The sequence below is a fragment of the Pedobacter sp. 22226 genome, assembly GCF_052045455.1.
Taxonomy (GTDB): Bacteria; Bacteroidota; Bacteroidia; order Sphingobacteriales; family Sphingobacteriaceae; genus Pedobacter; species Pedobacter jeongneungensis.
Genome location: NZ_JBQEPB010000004.1, coordinates 21,148 through 40,249, shown reverse-complemented (window position 1 = coordinate 40,249; position 19,102 = coordinate 21,148). Strand labels below are relative to the sequence as shown.

Genomic DNA, 19,102 nt, shown 5'->3' with positions numbered 1-19,102 from the left:
CCATCCAAAATTAATTTCTTATGGCGTTAGCCGAAAATAGCAATTCAAGCCTGGCCCCTTAGCCCCGATTGAAGTGAACATCCCGATTTTTCTTCGGGATAAAACGGAAAGTGGGAAGAAACCTAAATAGTAGCAGCAAGCGGCGCTTCAAATAAATTGACAAACTAAGCGGATTTCGGCATTAACCTGCCTGTAATATCTCCATATACAATTCACGATCAATCATTTCTGCACCTAAACTCATTAAATGATCATTCGGTAACTGACAGTCAATTAAATCGATATTCATTTTACTTAAAAAGATGAGTGCAGCTTTTGAGGCGTTACTTACATGACTAAACATGCTTTCGCCGCAAAAAACACGGTTAACCTTTAGCCCGTACAAACCACCAACTAACCGGTTTTCCAGCCAAACTTCTACACTATGCGCATAACCCTGCTGATGCAGATTGATGTAAGCCTGCTGCATTTCATTGGTAATCCACGTTCCGTCCTGCCCTTTTCTTTCCGTTGTGGCACAATTCCGGATCACTTCTGCAAAAGCCTGGTTAAAAGTAATTTTAAAAACCTCGTCCTTTAAAATTTTCTTCATGCTTTTGCTGACCTTGATTTTAGCTGGATAAATAACACAGCGTTCATGTGGCGAGTACCATAAAATAGGTTCGCCCTCACTAAACCATGGAAATATACCGTTTGAATAGGCAATTAACAGCCTTTCCATACTCAAATCGCCGCCAATGGCCAATAAACCATCCTCTTCTGCCAAAGCTGGATCAGGGAAACCGGGGTGATCATCAGAGAGTTGAAAAAACATAGGCGAAAATAAGAAAGAAAACAAAGATTAAACCCTTGCGTTTTAAATAAGTCATACTGTTAAATTGTCCATTATGAACGCAAAAGATAATTTCTTAAAAGTAAAACATCTTTACAACCGGGCGGGCTTCGGAATTTCTTATACCGATTTACAGAAATTAAGCAAAAAAAACCTCGATAAAGTGGTTGATAACCTGCTTAAAGATTCGCAAAAAGACGATCCGATCAAATTAGTGAATGATTTTGAATCAAGACGGCAACTTTTGGTACAGGCGGGTTTATACGCTAAGAAAGACCTGACTGATGATGAAAAGAAAATGCGCCAGCAGATTGTGCGCGAGCAGAACGAAGTAAGCCGCGACCTCAACATTGCGTTCATCAACCAGATGATTAATACTGATGCACCCTTAAGGGAGAAAATGACGCTCTTTTGGCATGGGCATTTTGCCTGCCGCAGTAACAATCCTTTTTTTGCACAACAGCTAAACAACATTCAACGCAAAAACGCATTGGGCAGTTTTAAAACCCTGCTGGTTGAAGTTTCTAAGTCGCCGGCCATGTTGCAATACCTCAATAACCAGCAGAACAAGAAAGGCAAGCCAAATGAGAATTTCGCCCGCGAACTCATGGAACTTTTCACCCTGGGTAGAGGTAATTATGCGGAACAGGATATTAAAGAATCTGCCCGTTCTTTTACCGGCTGGATGTACGATAAAGATGGTTCATTTATTTTCAGACAGAACCTTCACGATACCGGTACCAAAACTTTTTTCGGTAAAACCGGAAATTTTGAAGGCGAAAACATCATCGATATTATTTTAGAAAAACCCGAAACTTCACAATTTATCGCCAGGAAAGTGTATAAATTCTTTGTAAATGATAATCCCAACGAGGATCATGTTAAAGAACTGGCTGCACATTTCTACAATTCGAAATACGATATTGCTTCGATGATGAAAAAAATGTTTACCTCCGATTGGTTTTACAGTCCGGAAAATGTAGGTACAAAAATTAAATCACCAGCTGAGTTTCTGGTAGGTTTAAGTCGCGAGTTTTATGTCACTTACAATAAACCACAGGTTTTAATCCAGTTACAGAGCAGTTTAGGTCAGTATTTATTTAATCCCCCAAACGTTGCGGGCTGGCCTGGCGGACAAAGCTGGATCGACAGCTCCTCGCTTATGTTAAGGATGCGCATTCCTTCGCTGGTTTTAAATGACGGGGAAATCGATTTCAGTGGTAAGGCCGATCCGGAAGATGAAGCCGTAATTGCTTTGAGCAGGGTGGCAACCACTAATGCCAATGCTAACAGCAAACCAAAATCATACGTTAATGCAAATGCCGACTGGTCTAAATTTTTAAGCACTTTACCAAAGGGATTAACGCCATTAGAACTTACCCGGTTTTTACTACAGCCAAAATTAAACGATAAAATTACCACTATGGTTAGCGATAATAAAGGGTTGCGGAGTACAGCGGTAGAGATTACGAGTATGCCGGAGTATCAGCTTTGCTAGCATGGATAAACTAATCGAATATTAAATTTGAATAATTGTTAATGGTTTGATAGCTTATGGTTGATAGCTGATTCGGTAAACCCAAAACAATAAGTCAAAGAACCATGAATTATTACCCTTAAATATCGTGGCCATGAACCATCAACCAAAATACCATGAACCAATAACCAAGTCAACCACCAAACCAAAACATTAGCAAAATGAACAGAAGAAACTTTTTAAGAAATACAGGATTTATGGCAGCAGGTTCGCTATTTGTTCCGGCTTTTATGAAACCGCTCGAGGCCATGGCGCTTGATGAATTGAGTTTATACAAGAATCTGGTTGTGGTGCAACTCTCTGGCGGAAACGATGGCTTGAATACGGTTATTCCTTTCGGAAATGACATTTACTACCAAAAAAGGAAAAGCATTGCCATTAAACCTGAGGAAGTAATTAAACTGAATGATATGCAGGGCTTAAACCCGAACATGGCCGCACTGCAGGAAATACATGATCAGGGCTGGATGACCATTATTAACGATGTGGGTTACCCTAATCCTGATCGTTCACATTTCCGTTCGATGGATATCTGGCAAACTGGTAGCGACAGCAATCAATTCCTTTCTACGGGATGGATTGGCCGTTATTTAGATAGCAACTGCCAAACCTGCAAATTTCCATATACGGCAATTGAAGTAGATGATTCGCTTTCTCTGGCCATGAAAGGACAAACTAAAAAAGGCATTGCCCTTAAAGACCCCGCAGCATTGTTCCGCAATACCAACGATCCGTTTTTTAAAGCCATGTTGCAGAATGATAAAGAACATCTGGACGAAGATAATCTCGGTTATTTATATAAAACGATGATCGAAACTTCTTCGTCAGCCAATTATATTCAGAATACCTCAAAAATTTATCAGTCCAAATCAACCTATCCTAATTCGGGTTTTGCCAACCAGTTGAAAACGGTTTCAAAATTTATTTCGTCGGGATTAAAAACAAGGGTTTATTATGTTTCGCTAAGCGGTTTCGATACCCATGTAAACCAGATCGGTCAGCAGGGGAATTTGCTTAAACAATATAGCGAAGGCATGGCCGCTTTCCTGAAAGACTTGAAAACCAATAATAAATTAGACGATACCCTGGTAATTACCTTCTCCGAATTTGGCCGCAGGGTAGAACAAAATGCCAGTAACGGCACCGACCACGGAACGGCAAATAACATGTTTGTTTTCGGCGGAAAGTTAAAGAAACAAGGCATTTTCAATGCCGCACCAAACTTAAGTGATCTGGATACCGGCGATTTAAAATACCAGCTGGATTTCAGGCAGGTTTATGGCACCATTCTCGATAAATGGCTGGATGTGAATAATGCTGATATCCTGAATAAGAAATTTAATACACTCGATTTTATATAGAAAGGTCCGTCATCCCGAATGAAACGTAGTGAAATGCCCGCCTGCATCGGGCAGGGAGAGATCTGCCTCGATAGATCTCTCGACTTCGTTACTCTCCGCTCGAGATGACGGTGATTTCAAAGAAGTTGTACCTTACTTCCTCTTCAGCACATAAACGGGGCGGTTAGAATCCGTACCAGTTTGCTCGGTGTAAACACTCAACAGCTCGTAGCCATAGCCTTTTAACTTATTCAAACAATCTAATGCTGAATTAAATTCGAGTTTTTTATCATTATCGTCCCTGATGTACGTTTCGCTATAATCACCCACTTTCTGTCCATATTCAAAGGCAATCCATTGTTTATCGGCTAAAAAACTTTTTACTGCCCGTACCTGGATGTAATCTACATGGATATCAGTCAATTTTACTCCGTTAACGTTTTGAGCTTTGGCATCAGATAGCCCAAAGCAGGCGGCAAGTACCGCTGCAAGAATTAATTTTTTCATGTTGTGTTTCTTTTGTGTGTAATTCTAAATTACAGAGAATCTATTAAGAATGCACATGTTATCTGTAACAAAAAGCAGATTCCTAAATCTTAACCTAAACAAACACAATGAACTTTTTAGGCAATATCATCTGGATTATTTTTGGCGGCATCTTCATTTTTTTCGAATACATTATCGGAGGTTTAATCCTTTGCCTTACCATTGTTGGTATTCCTTTTGGTATCCAATGTTTTAAATTCGCCATTGTGGGCCTTGCGCCTTTTGGGGTTAAAATAACCGATACTTCATCAAATACGGGCTGCCTTTCTACCGTTATGAACCTGATCTGGATTTTTTGTTGTGGTTTTTGGATCGCCTTAACGCATTTGTTTTTTGGCATCCTGCTTTGCATTACCATCGTAGGCATTCCGTTCGGCCGCCAGCATTTTAAGCTGATGAACCTGGCCTTTACGCCTTTCGGGAAATCGATTTCTTAATTAATAGTTCCTTCATTTCGATTCCGAACATTCGGAAAGAAATCTTTAAACATTTTTTTTTTGGAAAGCAGGGTCCTGTGTTTGTCGGATCTGGAAGTCCTGCCATCCGCTTTACCTCTCTGCGTTCGGTGCCCGCTCCTGTCAGGTTTAGAAAACAATGTACTGTGCAAGAACCCGTTTGAACTTATATTCACTTACATGTCTTAAATGGTTTAAAAATTAAAAATTAAAAATCTTTATACTAGATTTCTCGACTGCGCTGTACTTCGCTCGAAATAGAAATTGGTTCCTGCTGTATCGCTTAACTAAAAAACTCTTCACAACGTTTGGAGGATAATCAATTGTCGACTCAAGACTCAACACCGAGATCCTTCGACTACGCTCAGGATGACAAAACGAGTGTAAATGACTCTGGATTACAGGCCTGGACTACAGACTTTGGACTCCGGACTTCGATTTCACCCTCGCATATTTCCTCACCATATCATCAATAATCTGCGCGGTTTCATCCGGGAAATCAAATTCGTGTTTTTGAGGATTTTCCACCCAGTTTTTAACAATCGGCAACCAGTTACGCGTACTTCCCCAAATTACAGGTAAGCCAAATTGTTTTAAAGCATAGGCATTACATTGCTGCTCAAACTGGAAACGCATAGGCGCAACCAGCAGTTTTTTCTTTAAATAAAGTGCTTCGGCTGGTCCTTCGAAGCCGCCACCGGTAAACAAGCCTTCGCAGGTGGCCAGACTTTTATTAAACTTTTCGTTATTAACAGGTTCTACAAAAACATTCCCTTGCTGATAAGCAACTTTGCTGTGTTTAGAGAAAACCTGCCAGGTAATATTCGGTATCTGGGTAAAAAGCTTTACCAAACGCTTATCATCAATGGCTGGCAGATATACCGTATAATGTCCTAAATTTTCACTTTTCAGGTTTCTGATCTCTGCCCTGATTACTGGCGTATGGATAAAAGTATCGTAACGATCAAAATGGAACCCAATGTGGTATTTGGTGGGTGCATAACGGCTCAAAATAAGCTTTCCCCAATCTAAAGTCCTCGGACGGGGTACTTTTTTTGATTTAAATGCAGCCTGATGACTTAATGAAACACATTCGATGCCCTGCAGTTTGCAGGCCCAGGCGCTTACCGGTTCAAAATCGTTAACAATTAAATCGTATTCTTTAAGTGGCAACTGTTTCATATCTTTCCTAAAACGGAAAAGATTCATGTTCAGCCAGGTTTTATAATGATCTACACCACCTTTTTTCCCGAAAATGAAACTGAAACCATGCAACTGGTATTTAACGGGCTGGCTTAATTTTACATCGGCCTGTGTGCCGCTAACCAAAATATCCAGTTCGCCATATTTTTGAAGGAGAGGAATAATTTCCCTCGCCCTGCTGATATGACCGTTACCTGTTCCCTGTATTGCGTAAAGTATCTTCATTTATGCCCGAATATCTAAAATTATTGGGCAATTTCATACTTTATATTCTGTAAAAGAATATTTATGTCCAGTTTACTTTTTAAATCTTCTGCATCCGAAAGCAGTCCTTCGTCCAGTTCATCTTTGGTAAAGTGCTGGTGCTCATATTTAAATACCGTCCAGTTTTGATCCTGATATTCCAGAGCAGTCAAATTTTCAACCCAATCGCCACTGTTCAGATAAGTTACTTTTCCATCTTCGGTTGCAATTTCACGTTGCTCCGCCTGGTGAATGTGACCGCAAACCACATAGTGATATCCTTTTTCTATCGCAAGCTCGGCTGCCGTTTGTTCAAAACTGTTGATAAACTTAACAGCATCTTTAAACTTAGCCTTAATTTTTTTAGAAAAGCTCATCTTTTCCCTTCCAAACGCCGTAAGCACCCAGTTTACAAAACTATTAATCAGGATAAGCGTATCATAACCCACCGCACCTAGTTTGGCCAGCCATTTGGAATGCTGCATGGTTACATCGAAAACATCGCCATGAAAAAACCATGCTTTTTTGCCATCAAGCTCTAAAATCAGTTTATTTTGAAGGTGAAAAGTCCCCATTTCCATACCGTCGAATTTACGGAGCATTTCATCGTGGTTCCCGGTAAGGTAATGTACCTGCACACCCTCTGAAACGAATTTCATCAGTTTACGGATCACTTTCATGTGCGATTCGGGCCAGTAACTTTTACTAAACTGCCAGATATCGATGATATCGCCGTTCAGGATCAGTGTTTTGGGTTTAATGCTTTTAAGATACTTTAAAAGTTCTTTTGCATGGCAGCCATAAGTACCTAAATGTACATCGGAGATTACGACTACATCGACATTTCTTTTATCCATAAAAGGGAAATTTTAGGGGGAAGGGTATGGTTACCGCCCGTTTTGAGCAGTTTAGAGACAAATTAAATGGGTTACCACTCTTCTTCCTCATCGAGTTTTACCTCAAAAGGGCTAAAGAAATAAAGTACAACAATTAATAAGCATACGGCAAAGAATGACTCTAACATATCACCTGATTTTTCAATACAAAGATAAGACGCTGTATATCAAACAAATGTTACGACATTGTTAAATTTTAGTTTGGCGGTTAATTGGTTCATTTGCCATTGGTTTATTGGTTAACCGGTTAACCGTATAAATTGGTTAACTGAACCGGAAACGTAGATAGAGAAGATCCTACGAAAGTTCCGTCATCTCGACCGGAGCATCGCGGAGTGGAGAGATCTATCTCGAGGTAGATCTCTCGGCTACATTGCACTACGCTCAGGATGACTAATCGCGAGGAAAAGTATAGTAAAAGGATGTCATCCCGACCGGAGCGTCCCGAATATTCGGAAGAGAGATCTAGCGCGTGGGATTGAGTTTGGGTTAATAACTTCCGACCTCGGTCACCGGAACCCCGACTAAAAAATAAAACCCCGCAAGAATTAAATCCTACGGGGTGTAAATATAATTTAAAGGAATAATTAAGCTTTAACCGCTTTCTTTTTCTTTTTTTCTTCTGAGTAAAAACCGAAACCTAAACCAGCCAATAACAAGATTGATCCTGCTAAAGAGATTTTCTCACCAGTGTAATACGAAGTTGGGTGGAAAATAAATTCAAGTTTATGGTTACCGGCTTCCAGCTGTGCTGCACGTAAAACATAATCGGCCCTGAAATATGGCTTTTCTACACCATCAATGTACATTTTCCAACCTTTGTTATAATAGATCTCTGAGAATACTGCAATGGCATCTTTAGCCGTAGAATATTCGTAGGTTAAATGGTCAGGATTATAACTGGTTAATTTAATAAAGCCTTCCTGCCCGGTGCCTAAACGTTTGGTATCGATTACATTCTTAAAGCTTTCATCAACAATAGCTTCTTTTTTCGCATCAAAACTGCTGATGGCTTTCATTTCTTCATCGGCATTTCTGGCAAACTGCACGCTTTGTACAAACCATGCATTACCCGCTGCTGTTGGGTTACGCTGCATTTTGTACGAGCCGTTTTGAGGATCCTGCGTAATGATGTATTTGGTGTTTAACATGTCCAATACATCCTGGTTGATGCTTTTGGTAAACTGATGTTGAATTAACTCATCATAACGTTTCAGCTTAGCAGCATGATAACCTCCAATTGTTTTATGAAAATTAGATGTACTGGCATCATTAAAAGTATTTATTGAAGCGTCATATACCCTATAATTAGGATCTTTATCAGCCATTATGAAATTATCAACATCTCTTGGTTTAAAGAAGTCCGATGCTGTTTTTTTGTATTCGAAGTTTTGGTTATTCAAATACCTACGGTCTACCTGCCACATATCCACCAAAATGGCAAGCCCTAATAAACCTAAAGCAAGTTGAACATTTAACTTTTTCATAATAAATGCCCAAACAATCGCAAAACCAACAACTACAAAGAAAAATGAACGTAAAGCATCTGCACGGCCTATTGCAATTCTATCTTCTACCAATCCATTCGCGATTTTTTGTGCAATTGAAGCATTATTTTGTAGTGTTTGGGTTAAAGCCTGTACAATCTGAGTATGATTTGAAGCTTTAAAGCTAAAAAACAGTGTAGGTACAATTGCTACAATCAATGCAAATCCACCGGTAATAGCTGCAGACCAGGTTAGTTTTTTAACTAATACTTTTTGATCGATATTTCCATCTTGGATTTCTTTTATTGCTAAAACAGCTAATATTGGTACCATTAATCCGACTACTGCCAAAATTGATTCCACTGCCCTGAATTTATTATAAAGCGGGAAGTAATCGAAAAACAAATTACTTACTAAAGGGAAATGACGGCCAAAAGAAAGTAGAATAAACAAAATTGTTGTTGCCAGTATCCACCATTTTAATTGATTACGGACAATAAATAATCCAAAAACAAATAGGAAACAGATTATTGCACCAAAATAATAACCACCTTGTGTAAATGGTTTCTCTCCCCAATACTGCTGCATATTCAATTGCCCCCCCAATTGCTGAATAGCCTGTGTTGTTTGGGTTGGATCACCCCCAGTAATTTCAGAAACAGCTTTATACATATTTCCTTCAGGCTTTACTAATGCTTCTACTCCAGATGCACCTCCGTATAAATCCGGGATTAGGAAGGTAAAACTTTCACCAACGCCCTGGCTCCATTGATAAGCATATTCTTTTGACATACCAGAATCTTTTTCTGTTGATGCCGATTCGGTAGCTGTTAAATTAGATTTACCACGGTTTGTTTCTTTTGCATACTCTGCTGTAGACCATAATAAACTTGCATTGATCATTATCGCAATGCCAATAGAAAAAGCTAGAAAAGCCAAAGACTTTACCAAATTTGAAACAGTTTTGTCTTTAACAGCTTTATAAAACTCTACAATAACAAAAATTAAAATTGCCAACATCAAATAATAGGTCATTTGAACGTGATTTGTTCTAATTTCGAGAGCCAGGAATAGCGCAGTTAAGCTAGCACCATACCAGTATTTACCTCTTAGAGTTAATAATATACTGGCTATAATTGGTGCAAAAAAACCAATCGCAAGTGCCTTGCTACTATGTCCACTAGCAATTAAAACAAAGTTGTACATTGTAAAAGTAAAAGCAATTGCACCAGCCGCAGCTAGCCAGGGATTGACCTTTAATACGATAAATAAGAAATAAGCTCCTAAAAGTAACAAAAGAACTGTACCAGTTGGATTTGGTAAAGCTTTAGTAATCAAGGCAATTCCATAAGTAGCACCATTATACGCATACGGCACCCAAATTTGATATGCTGGCATACCGCCAAACATCTGGTTGGTCCAAAGTGGAGCTTTACCATCTTTTTCTTTAAAGTCCATAATTTCCTTTTGCATAGCTTGTGATTGAATCACATCGCTTTGCGCAGGGGCTTTACCAACTAAAACAGGACTGAAGTAGGCAAAAGTAATGACTACAAAAAATGCAATAATGGCCAGGTGTACGCCATTTTTATTAAACCAGTTATTCATTAAGGTTTGTTTAAGTTTAAACGAACGTCAAAAATAAAAATTTGGGCGGTATAAAAAAGGAATAAATTAAATGCGTGCTGAATAAAAAATTAGATTTGTAGCAGAGTATAAAAATTCAACCCATTTATTATGAGAAAGTTTGTTGTTACAATCGCGCTCGCATCCCTATCTTTTGCATCTTTCGGGCAGATTGTAAGTTTAACCTCCGCTGAAACTGCAAAGCTGAAAAGCGCAATCAAAAATGATGAAGAAACCAAGAAACTCTATCTGGGCTTCGAAAAATCGACTTTAAAATACCTGAGCGAACAGCCCAACCCGATCGATACCATCAGAACGGAAGGTTTACTGAAAGGAAATCCAAAGAAAGTGAAAACCCAGCAGGCCCTTGCCGATATGAGCAAAATATTTGCACTGGCTTTAGAATACCGGATTACCAGTGATCAGAAATATTTAAACAAATGTGTAGAATTTCTTTCTGCTTGGGCAAAAAACAATAAACCCAATGGCGATCCTATTGACGATACCAATCTCGATCCGGCAGTTGAAGCTTACGACCTGATCAAAACCGACATCCCAGCCGCAGCTAAAAAAGAGATCGAAAAATGGCTGAGTGAAACGGCATGGGCAGAAATTAACAGCAAAAGGATGAAAGCAGGCAGGGGCACGGCGATTAATAACTGGAATGCACACCGTTTAAAAGTAGTGGGCGAAATTGGCTATACACTCAACAACCAGGAATTAACCAACTGGACAATCGACAACCTGAAAAGCCACATCAACATTAATTTGTATGCAGATGGTACCAGTTTAGACTTTAAAGAACGCGATGCCATGCATTACCACATTTACGACCTGGAGCCCATGTTGAAACTGGCCATCATAATCGACCGGGCAAAGGGAGAAAACTTTTATGCCTACGAATCGCCAAAAGGATCATCGATCAAAAAATCGGTAGAATGGTTGATCCCGTATATCAAAGGCGAAAAACAGCATGAGGAATATGTAAATACCACGGTTAAATTCGATCGCGACCGGGCAAAGAACAACGAACCGGGCTTTGCACCAGGAAGCATGTTTAAACCAGGCCTGGCTTTGCCGGTATTAAGATTCTCAGTTTATTTTGATCCTGCACAAAGCGATCTGTTAAAACAGGTAAGCGGCAACCCAAGCACCTGGCAAAAAGTATTAGATGAACTAAAGCATAAATAACACCTTTCAAATTAAATAAAGTTTCAATAATTTTTGAAAGTTTAAAAATAAGATTATATTTGTGTATGGAATTAGCAGCAGCAAAATTAAAATTTATAGAAGCCTGGGGCAAATTAGGCTCAGAATGGGGAATTAACCGCACCATGGCTCAGGTACATGCGCTGTTGTTAATTTCACCGGAAGCATTAACCACCGAAGAAATTATGGAGCAGCTCAGTATTTCGAGAGGCAATGCAAACATGACCCTCCGCGACCTGATTGGCTGGGGATTAATTGAAAAGCAACATAAAGCCGGTGAGCGGAAAGAATACTTTTTTGCAGATAAAGATGTTTGGAATATTGCCCGTCAGGTAGCTAAAGAACGCAAAAAAAGAGAACTGGACCCCGTTTTAAAGATTTTGAACGAACTCTCTACCGTAAATGGCGATGAAAAAGACCCGGAGTTTATTACTTTCAAAAAATCTATCAAAGACATTAACAAATTAGCCGGAAACGTAGATAAAACTTTAGAAACGATGCTAAAAGCGGAAGAAAGCTGGTTCTGGAGTTCGGTGTTGAAGGTGTTTAAATAGAGATGTGAGACACGAGATTTGAGATGTGAGACTGGTTAAGTTAGATTGGAGTAGCAAGTAGCAAGATTGGAGTATTAGGTATCAAGATTATAGTATTAAGACAGCGTTAACTTAAACCTTATAAACCATACACCCTTAAACCTTACATCTTAAAAAAGCCTTACTTATAGTCCGGCTTAATTTTTTAAATCTATGTTTCATAATTTACTGAAAGTATTAAAATTTAAATAAAATGAGAACGCTAAAGAACCATGTGATTTTATTTGACAATGAGTGCCCCATGTGTTATGCCTATACCAAGGTTTTTGTTAAAACTGGTATGTTGGCAAAAGATGGCAGAGAAGCTTATCAGGAAATGCCGCAGGATATTTGTCCGTTGGTAGACAGGCAGCGGGCAGCAAATGAAATTGCGCTGATAAATACAGAAACGGGCGAAGTTACCTATGGCATCCAGAGTTTATTCAAGATCATTGCACATGCCATCCCCTTCTTTAAACCATTATTTTTATTTGGGCCGTTTATTTACTTAATGCGTAAATTTTATGCTTTTATTTCTTACAACCGCAAAGTGATTATTCCCGCAGCAGTTAAAGAAAACACCATACAGCCTGCTTTTAAACTCCATTACCGCATTGCTTATCTCCTTTCTACCTGGCTGATTACTGCTTACGTATTAACGGCTTATGCACATTTGCTTACCGATTTTGTCCCTTTGGGTAATTCTTACCGGGAATATTTAATTTGTGGCGGGCAGCTATTTTTTCAGGGAGCTATTATTCTTTTTTACCGAAAAGAAAAACTGTGGGATTACCTGGGCAATATGATGACCATTTCTTTCGCCGGTTCATTGTTGCTTCTGCCTGTTTTGACATTGGTTAAATATCTTGAAATCCAACCTGTATTTTTTGTTCTGTACTTTTTAATGGTTGCCGGTTTGATGTTTTTGGAACACATCCGCAGGAGCAAATTGTTAAAGCTGGGTTGGTTAATGAGTGTGAGCTGGGCGCTTTACCGCTTAATTGTTTTAGGTTTAATATTTAGTTTTTAAGATCATGAAATACGGAAAAATTGTACTGGCCGGAGGAAATGGCTATTTGGGCGGTGTATTGGCCACACATTTTAGCAACCTGGCTGATGAAGTGATCATCCTTGCCAGAAAACCTCAGGCCGAAACCGAAAATATTAAAACGCTATTATGGGATGGTAAAACCATGGGCGGGTGGGCAAATAGTTTAAATGGCGCAGACCTGCTGGTTAACCTTTGCGGCAAAAATGTAAACTGCAGGTACACCGAAAAAAACAAGAAAGAAATTTTCGATTCTAGACTGATTCCCACCCGTTTACTGGGCGAAGCGATCAATGATATGGGAAACCCGCCTAGGCTTTGGATCAATATTACTTCTGCTACCATTTACCGCCATGCGGAAGACCGGCCTCAGGATGAATTCACCGGCGAAATCGGTACAGGTTTCTCAATTGAAGTCTGTAAAGCCTGGGAAAAGAGTTTTTTCGGAACTGAAACACCTCAAACAAGAAAAATAGCCCTTAGGATGGGCATTGTGTTAGGTTTAAAAGATGGTGCTTTTCCACGTTTACTCAACCTGGTGAAACTGGGCATGGGTGGTAAACAAGGTAATGGCGAACAATACATGAGCTGGATCCACGAAGAGGATGCTGCCCGGAGTATTGAATGGTTGCTTAATCACCCAGAAATTGAAGGTATTGTAAACTGCGCGGCACCAAATGCAGTTAAAAATAATCTTTTTATGCGCAGCATCAGAAAAGCTTTTGGTCGCAGCTTTGGTTTACCTACACCTGCCTGGTTACTGGCCATTGGCGCAAAAATTATCGGAACAGAAACAGAACTGATCTTAAAAAGCAGATGGGTTAAACCAGCTGTGTTGGTGAATAGTGGTTTTGAGTTTAAGTATGGGGAAGTGAAGGAGGCGGTGGAAGCGCTGAGCGCTGAGCGGAAAGCGTTTGGCGCTGGGCGATAAGGAGAAAAGGTTAGCGTCCGTAGTAAATTTACATTGAGTTTAAAGTGGGTTAACTGATTTTTAGTTTGAGGCTTTAGAAGATTTTGCCCCTTGCTCGGTCTTGCCTCGGCTCGCCGCCGCCGAAAGGGGCTCTTTCTTTATCCTTGATGATAAAGAAACAAACAATCAACGCTTGGAACTGATGTCGGATAGCAGGGAACATAATGCTTGGCGATGATGGCCTGTAAGAGTAAACTAGAAATATGTCAACCATCATTTAAAAACATTAATCAACGCACCAATTGAGCGTTGCTTTGATCATTTTACAACTATTAATGAAATTCTATCGCCATAATGTTAACTGTATGCTAATAAACCGTTAATCATTGCATAAATACGCTCAATCTTTTTACATTTGCATTCCTAATTTACAGGTTTTTATGAGTGAAGAGAAGTCATTGAACTTTATTGAAGAAATTGTTGAGAACGACTTAAATAGTGGTAAGTATGAAACTTTGGTTACGCGTTTCCCGCCGGAGCCTAATGGTTATCTGCACATCGGCCACGCGAAAGCAATATGCTTAAATTTCGGACTAACACAAAAATACGGCGGTTATACCAACCTGCGTTTTGATGATACCAATCCGGTAACGGAGAAAACAGAATACGTTAACAGCCAGCAGGAAGATATCAGGTGGCTGGGTTTTAACTGGAAAAATGAATTGTATGCATCAGATTATTTTGATGAACTTTATGGTTTTGCCGTTAAGCTGATCGAAAAAGGATTGGCTTATGTGGATGAAAGTTCGGCAGATGAAATTGCAGCTTTAAAAGGTACACCAACAGAACCTGGTCAGGACAGTCCACACCGTAACCGTACCATTGAAGATAACCTCGATATTTTTACCAAAATGAAAAATGGTGAATTTGCCGATGGTGCTTATATTTTGCGGGCTAAAATCGACATGGCAAGTCCGAATATGTTGATGCGCGATCCGATTATTTACCGCATTAAACATGCAGAGCATCACCGTACAGGCAACAAATGGTGCATTTACCCGATGTATGATTTTGCCCACGGACAAAGTGATAGCATTGAAAATATCACACACTCGATTTGTACTTTAGAATATGTTTCGCACCGCGAACTGTACGATTGGTTTATCGAAAAGTTAGAGATTTTCCCTTCTAAACAATATGAATTTGCCCGTTTAAATCTTACCAGTACGGTAATGAGCAAACGTAAGCTTTTGCAATTGGTTAACGAGAAGCTGGTAAGCGGTTGGGACGACCCACGGATGCCTACAATTTCAGGTCTGCGCAGAAGAGGATTCACACCCAAAAGTATCCGCGAATTTTGTGAGCGTATTGGTATTGCCAAACGCGAGAATTTAATTGAGCTGAGTTTGTTGGAATTCTGTATCCGCGAGGATCTGAACAAAACAGCTAACCGTGTAATGGCGGTTTTAGATCCGATTAAACTGGTAATTACCAATTACGAAAAAGGAACGGAAGATTTAATCGGCGAGAACAATCCAGAGGCTGAAGATGGAGGAGGTACCCGCGTAATTCCTTTTAGCAGCCAGCTTTGGATTGAGCGTGAAGATTTTATGGAAGTACCGGCTAAAAAATGGTTCCGTTTGGCACCGGGTGCAATGGTTCGTTTAAAATTTGCCTACATTGTGAAGTGCGAAGATTTTGTGAAAGATGAAAACGGAAACGTTACCGAAATCCGTTGTACTTACATTCCTGAATCGAAAAGCGGAAGCGATACCAGCGGTATCAACGTTAAAGGTACCATCCATTGGGTGAGTGCGCCACATGCTAAAACTGCTGAAATCCGCTTATACGACCGTTTATTCACATCAGAAACACCAGATGCTGAGGAAGGCGACTTTAAAGATTATTTAAACCCTGAAAGTTTAACGGTTTTACCTAACGCTTACATCGAACCTGCCCTGGCAGACGCCGATTTAGATGGCCGTTACCAGTTTATCCGTAAAGGTTATTTCTGTTTAGATAAAGATTCTACTGCCGAAAAACTGGTTTTCAATAGAACGGTAACACTAAAAGATACATTTAAGAAGCCGAATTAATTTTTTCTTTTTTGACCGCAGATAGGCACAGATGAACACAGATTAATGTGGTTTATCTGTGCTTTTTTGTTAGCTCGTTGGTTTATTCGTCATTGGTCATTAGTCATTGGTGGGTTTTGGCGCCAAATCATTCCATCATCCATTTTACATCTTCCATCATAACCGCAAAAAATGATTAGGTTGATTGGTCATTAGCCATTGGTTGGTTATGGCGCCAGATCATTCCATTATCCATTTTACATCTTCCATTACTAAATGCGAAGCTCGCAAAGTAGCGACGCGAAGTACGCTGAGAAGAGTATTTTGCACCTAAACTTCAGACATCAGTCCTCCGACTTTTCGGACTCATTTGCGTTAACCGCCGAACGCCACCCGCCTAGTACTTCGCATACACATTATAAAGCACCAAAATATCAACCGGTGTTAAAATCGGTGTAATATCACTCTGTATAAAATGGATTTTAAAAGCTGTAATTGCTGCCGGCAGGTTGCTGGTATCGTAACCGATATATTTTAAAGCCATTTCGGTGTTAAAATCAGCAGGTGGGTTTTTTAGTACATCATCATACCAATAACCGAAGCCTTTATCAGCGAGTTTTTTCCAGGGGAAATTTTTCGGATCGTTTTTACGTTTTGGCGCAATATCGGAATGGCCAATAAAATTTGCGGCTGGAATGTTATAGGTTTTCTTCAATGTAGCCAATAACTTCAGCAAACTATTAATCTGTGCATCCGGCCATGGGTCTGTTAATCCATTATTATCCAGTTCGATACCTATCGATGAAGAATTAAGGTCGGTATCTTTGCCCCATTTGCTTATTCCGGCGTGGTTGGCGCGGAGGTAATCGTTAACCATGTGTACTACCTTACCATCTCTGCTGATTACATAATGTGCACTGGTACCTGCTTTGGTAGAGAAAAATGTTTTAATCGTTTGTGCCAGACTATCTTGCGCCGTATGGTGGATCACCACAAAATTTGGTTTACGTATCCCAAAATTTACAGAACCAACCCACTCCTGATTTGTTGCTTCTAACGAATCATAAAGCTGACCAACCGGAGGAGTAGTGCCGATTATTTTCGAAAAATCTTTTGCCTTATCTTTATATATTTTTTCTGTTGCAGCGTATTTATTGGTGCTACAGGCCGATAAAATGAGTACGAGAGAAAAAGATAAAATAGATGTTGACTTTGATAATCTGGAAAATAACATGGGCATGAATTGTTAATGGGATGAAGTTACAAAGTTATAGGAAACTTAAGTCAATACATCAAACTTTATACAAAGCTTTCAAAATTTACTAATTTAGCAGCGATATACTTTAATATGAAGAATTTATACAAATCAACCCTGATTTTATCTGCAATTGCTATTTCGGCCGGGTCAATAACATCTTGTACAGGCGATAATAAACCTGCAGATGGAAAAGCCACTGTAACAATACAAAAAGATAGCCTGACAAATTATGTTGCTCAGCGTCTGGCCATTTACGAAAAAGTTAAGCTCACTACCAATATCAACCAATTAAGTGTTAACGATCGTAAAATTTTGCCTTTGCTGATCCAGGCGGCAGAAATTATGGACGAGCTGTATTGGAAACAGGCCTATCCGCAAAGGGATAGCTTGCTGGCAACCATTAAAGATGAAAAAACACGTGATTTCTTAAATATCAATTATGGTCCCTGGGATAGGTTAAATAACGACAAACCTTTTGTTGAAGGCGTGGGTGCTAAACCAGAAGGGGCCTCTTTTTATCCTTATGGAATTACAAAGGACGCGATAGAAAAATCTGACCTGGCTGATAAATTTGGTGCATATTCTGTGGTTCAGAAAGATAGTACGGGGAAATTATCTACTGTTCCTTACCACGTTTTGTATGCTTCAGAATTGCAGCGCGTAAGTTCTCTCCTTAAACAGGCTGCTTTAATTGCGGAAGATGCAGGTTTGAAAAAGTATTTAAACTTAAGGGCTGATGCCCTGGTTACAGATAATTTTACGGCGAGTGATTATGCCTGGCTGGATATGAAAACCAATGGGTTGGACATTATTATCGGTCCGATTGAAAACTATGAAGATAAACTCTTTAATGCCCGTACCAGTTACGAAGCTTATGTTTTAATTAAAGATAAAGAGTGGAGCAAACGTTTAGCAAAATATGTTAAAATGTTGCCTGAGTTGCAGAAAAACCTGCCTGTTGCAGCTAAATATAAAGCTGAAACCCCGGGTACAGATTCTGAACTTAATGCATACGATGTGGTTTATTATGCCGGTGACTGTAACGCGGGATCGAAAACCATTGCCGTTAACCTTCCGAACGATGAAAAAATACAACAGGAAAAAGGTACCCGCCGTTCGCAGTTAAAAAATGCGATGCAGGCTAAATTTGATAAGATTCTGGTGCCGATTTCTAAAGAACTGATTGATGCCGATCAGCAACAATACATTAAATTCGACGCTTTTTTTGCTAACGTCATGTTTCATGAAGTGGCACACGGGTTGGGTATTAAAAAAACCATTACCGGAAAAGGATTTGTACGTGCAGCACTAAAAGAACAATATAGCTGGTTAGAAGAAGGTAAGGCCGATATTTTAGGCTTGTACATGGTAACCGGTCTGCTTAAAAAAGGCGAATTAAAAGGTGATATTAAAGATTACTACACCACATTTATGGCTGGTATTTTACGCTCGGTGCGCTTTGGGGTATCAGAAGCGCATGGAAAAGCCAACATGCAGTGTTTTAATTATTTCCAGGAAAAAGGAGCTTTCGAACGTACTGCCAAAGGTACGTACAAGGTTAATTTTGAGAAATCTGCAACTGCCATGAACGATTTAAGTGCATTTATTATCACCCTTCAGGGCAATGGCGATAAAGTTGCGGTAGAAAAAGCGCAAAAAGAAAAAGCAATTATCCATCCGGAACTTCAAACCGATCTTGACCGCTTAACCAAAAAGAATATTCCGGTTGATGTTGTTTTCGAACAAGGAGTTGATGTATTGGGTGTAAAATAATATTTTCTCATTTAAGGGATCTAAAGGCCATAAATTAGCAGATTTAAACTTGTTGATTTGTGGCTTTTTTATTGGTTCATTTGCCATTGGCC

At 39.6% G+C, this 19,102-nt stretch carries 15 protein-coding genes; 9 read left to right on the top strand and 6 right to left on the bottom strand.

The annotated features are described in order from the left end of the window. Positions 1 to 181 precede the first annotated feature (181 nt). Positions 182 to 814 carry a leucyl/phenylalanyl-tRNA--protein transferase gene (gene aat / locus ACTJKC_RS09720; RefSeq protein WP_440791472.1) on the bottom strand — a complete coding sequence of 211 codons (633 nt, stop codon included), beginning with the start codon at positions 812 to 814 and terminating at the stop codon, positions 182 to 184. A gap of 73 nt (positions 815 to 887) precedes the next feature. On the opposite strand from aat, the gene ACTJKC_RS09715 reads away from it, so the two are divergent. Then, positions 888 to 2,330, top strand: coding sequence for a DUF1800 domain-containing protein (locus ACTJKC_RS09715; RefSeq protein ID WP_344852248.1), 1,443 nt, complete (start codon positions 888 to 890; stop codon positions 2,328 to 2,330). 200 nt (positions 2,331 to 2,530) lie between these two features. Continuing rightward, a complete protein-coding gene (locus tag ACTJKC_RS09710) occupies positions 2,531 to 3,730 on the top strand; it encodes a DUF1501 domain-containing protein (protein WP_440791470.1) in 1,200 nt (399 codons plus the stop codon). 132 nt (positions 3,731 to 3,862) lie between these two features. Here the strand turns inward: ACTJKC_RS09710 and ACTJKC_RS09705 are convergent, their stop codons facing one another. Then, entirely contained in the window at positions 3,863 to 4,216 is a 354-nt protein-coding gene (locus tag ACTJKC_RS09705; RefSeq protein ID WP_440791468.1) for a hypothetical protein, read from the bottom strand. A 107-nt stretch (positions 4,217 to 4,323) separates the two neighbouring features. On the opposite strand from ACTJKC_RS09705, the gene ACTJKC_RS09700 reads away from it, so the two are divergent. Next, positions 4,324 to 4,692 (top strand): YccF domain-containing protein, encoded by a 369-nt coding sequence (locus ACTJKC_RS09700; protein WP_440791466.1) that lies wholly within the window; start codon positions 4,324 to 4,326, stop codon positions 4,690 to 4,692. A 429-nt stretch (positions 4,693 to 5,121) separates the two neighbouring features. On the opposite strand, the gene ACTJKC_RS09695 is transcribed toward ACTJKC_RS09700, so the two are convergent. From ACTJKC_RS09695 to ACTJKC_RS09685, 3 genes are all read right to left on the bottom strand, one after another. Then, entirely contained in the window at positions 5,122 to 6,138 is a 1,017-nt protein-coding gene (locus tag ACTJKC_RS09695) for a glycosyltransferase family protein (protein WP_440791464.1), read from the bottom strand. A 20-nt stretch (positions 6,139 to 6,158) separates the two neighbouring features. Then, positions 6,159 to 7,013: a UDP-2,3-diacylglucosamine diphosphatase gene (locus tag ACTJKC_RS09690; protein WP_440791462.1), complete on the bottom strand. Its 855-nt coding sequence runs from the start codon at positions 7,011 to 7,013 to the stop codon at positions 6,159 to 6,161. A 626-nt stretch (positions 7,014 to 7,639) separates the two neighbouring features. After that, positions 7,640 to 10,147, bottom strand: coding sequence for a YfhO family protein (locus ACTJKC_RS09685; RefSeq protein ID WP_440791460.1), 2,508 nt, complete (start codon positions 10,145 to 10,147; stop codon positions 7,640 to 7,642). A gap of 129 nt (positions 10,148 to 10,276) precedes the next feature. Between ACTJKC_RS09685 and ACTJKC_RS09680 the strand changes: the two genes are divergently transcribed. From ACTJKC_RS09680 to ACTJKC_RS09660, 5 genes are all read left to right on the top strand, one after another. After that, on the top strand, positions 10,277 to 11,356 hold the full coding sequence (locus ACTJKC_RS09680; RefSeq protein WP_440791458.1) for an alginate lyase family protein: 1,080 nt from the start codon (positions 10,277 to 10,279) through the stop codon (positions 11,354 to 11,356). Between the two features lie 65 nt (positions 11,357 to 11,421). Then, the gene (locus ACTJKC_RS09675) at positions 11,422 to 11,928 is read left to right on the top strand and encodes a GbsR/MarR family transcriptional regulator (RefSeq protein ID WP_344851668.1); all 507 of its coding nucleotides are present in this window, start codon (positions 11,422 to 11,424) and stop codon (positions 11,926 to 11,928) included. A gap of 232 nt (positions 11,929 to 12,160) precedes the next feature. Further along, positions 12,161 to 12,976 carry a DUF393 domain-containing protein gene (locus tag ACTJKC_RS09670; protein ID WP_440791455.1) on the top strand — a complete coding sequence of 272 codons (816 nt, stop codon included), beginning with the start codon at positions 12,161 to 12,163 and terminating at the stop codon, positions 12,974 to 12,976. Positions 12,977 to 12,980: 4 nt separating this feature from the next. Beyond that, positions 12,981 to 13,925: a TIGR01777 family oxidoreductase gene (locus ACTJKC_RS09665; RefSeq protein ID WP_440791453.1), complete on the top strand. Its 945-nt coding sequence runs from the start codon at positions 12,981 to 12,983 to the stop codon at positions 13,923 to 13,925. A 419-nt stretch (positions 13,926 to 14,344) separates the two neighbouring features. Further along, entirely contained in the window at positions 14,345 to 16,000 is a 1,656-nt protein-coding gene (locus ACTJKC_RS09660; protein WP_440791451.1) for a glutamine--tRNA ligase/YqeY domain fusion protein, read from the top strand. Positions 16,001 to 16,376: 376 nt separating this feature from the next. On the opposite strand, the gene ACTJKC_RS09655 is transcribed toward ACTJKC_RS09660, so the two are convergent. After that, positions 16,377 to 17,213 (bottom strand): N-acetylmuramoyl-L-alanine amidase, encoded by an 837-nt coding sequence (locus ACTJKC_RS09655; RefSeq protein WP_440791449.1) that lies wholly within the window; start codon positions 17,211 to 17,213, stop codon positions 16,377 to 16,379. 114 nt (positions 17,214 to 17,327) lie between these two features. Between ACTJKC_RS09655 and ACTJKC_RS09650 the strand changes: the two genes are divergently transcribed. Further along, positions 17,328 to 19,010, top strand: coding sequence for a dipeptidyl-peptidase 3 family protein (locus tag ACTJKC_RS09650; RefSeq protein ID WP_440791447.1), 1,683 nt, complete (start codon positions 17,328 to 17,330; stop codon positions 19,008 to 19,010). Positions 19,011 to 19,102: the final 92 nt, after the last annotated feature.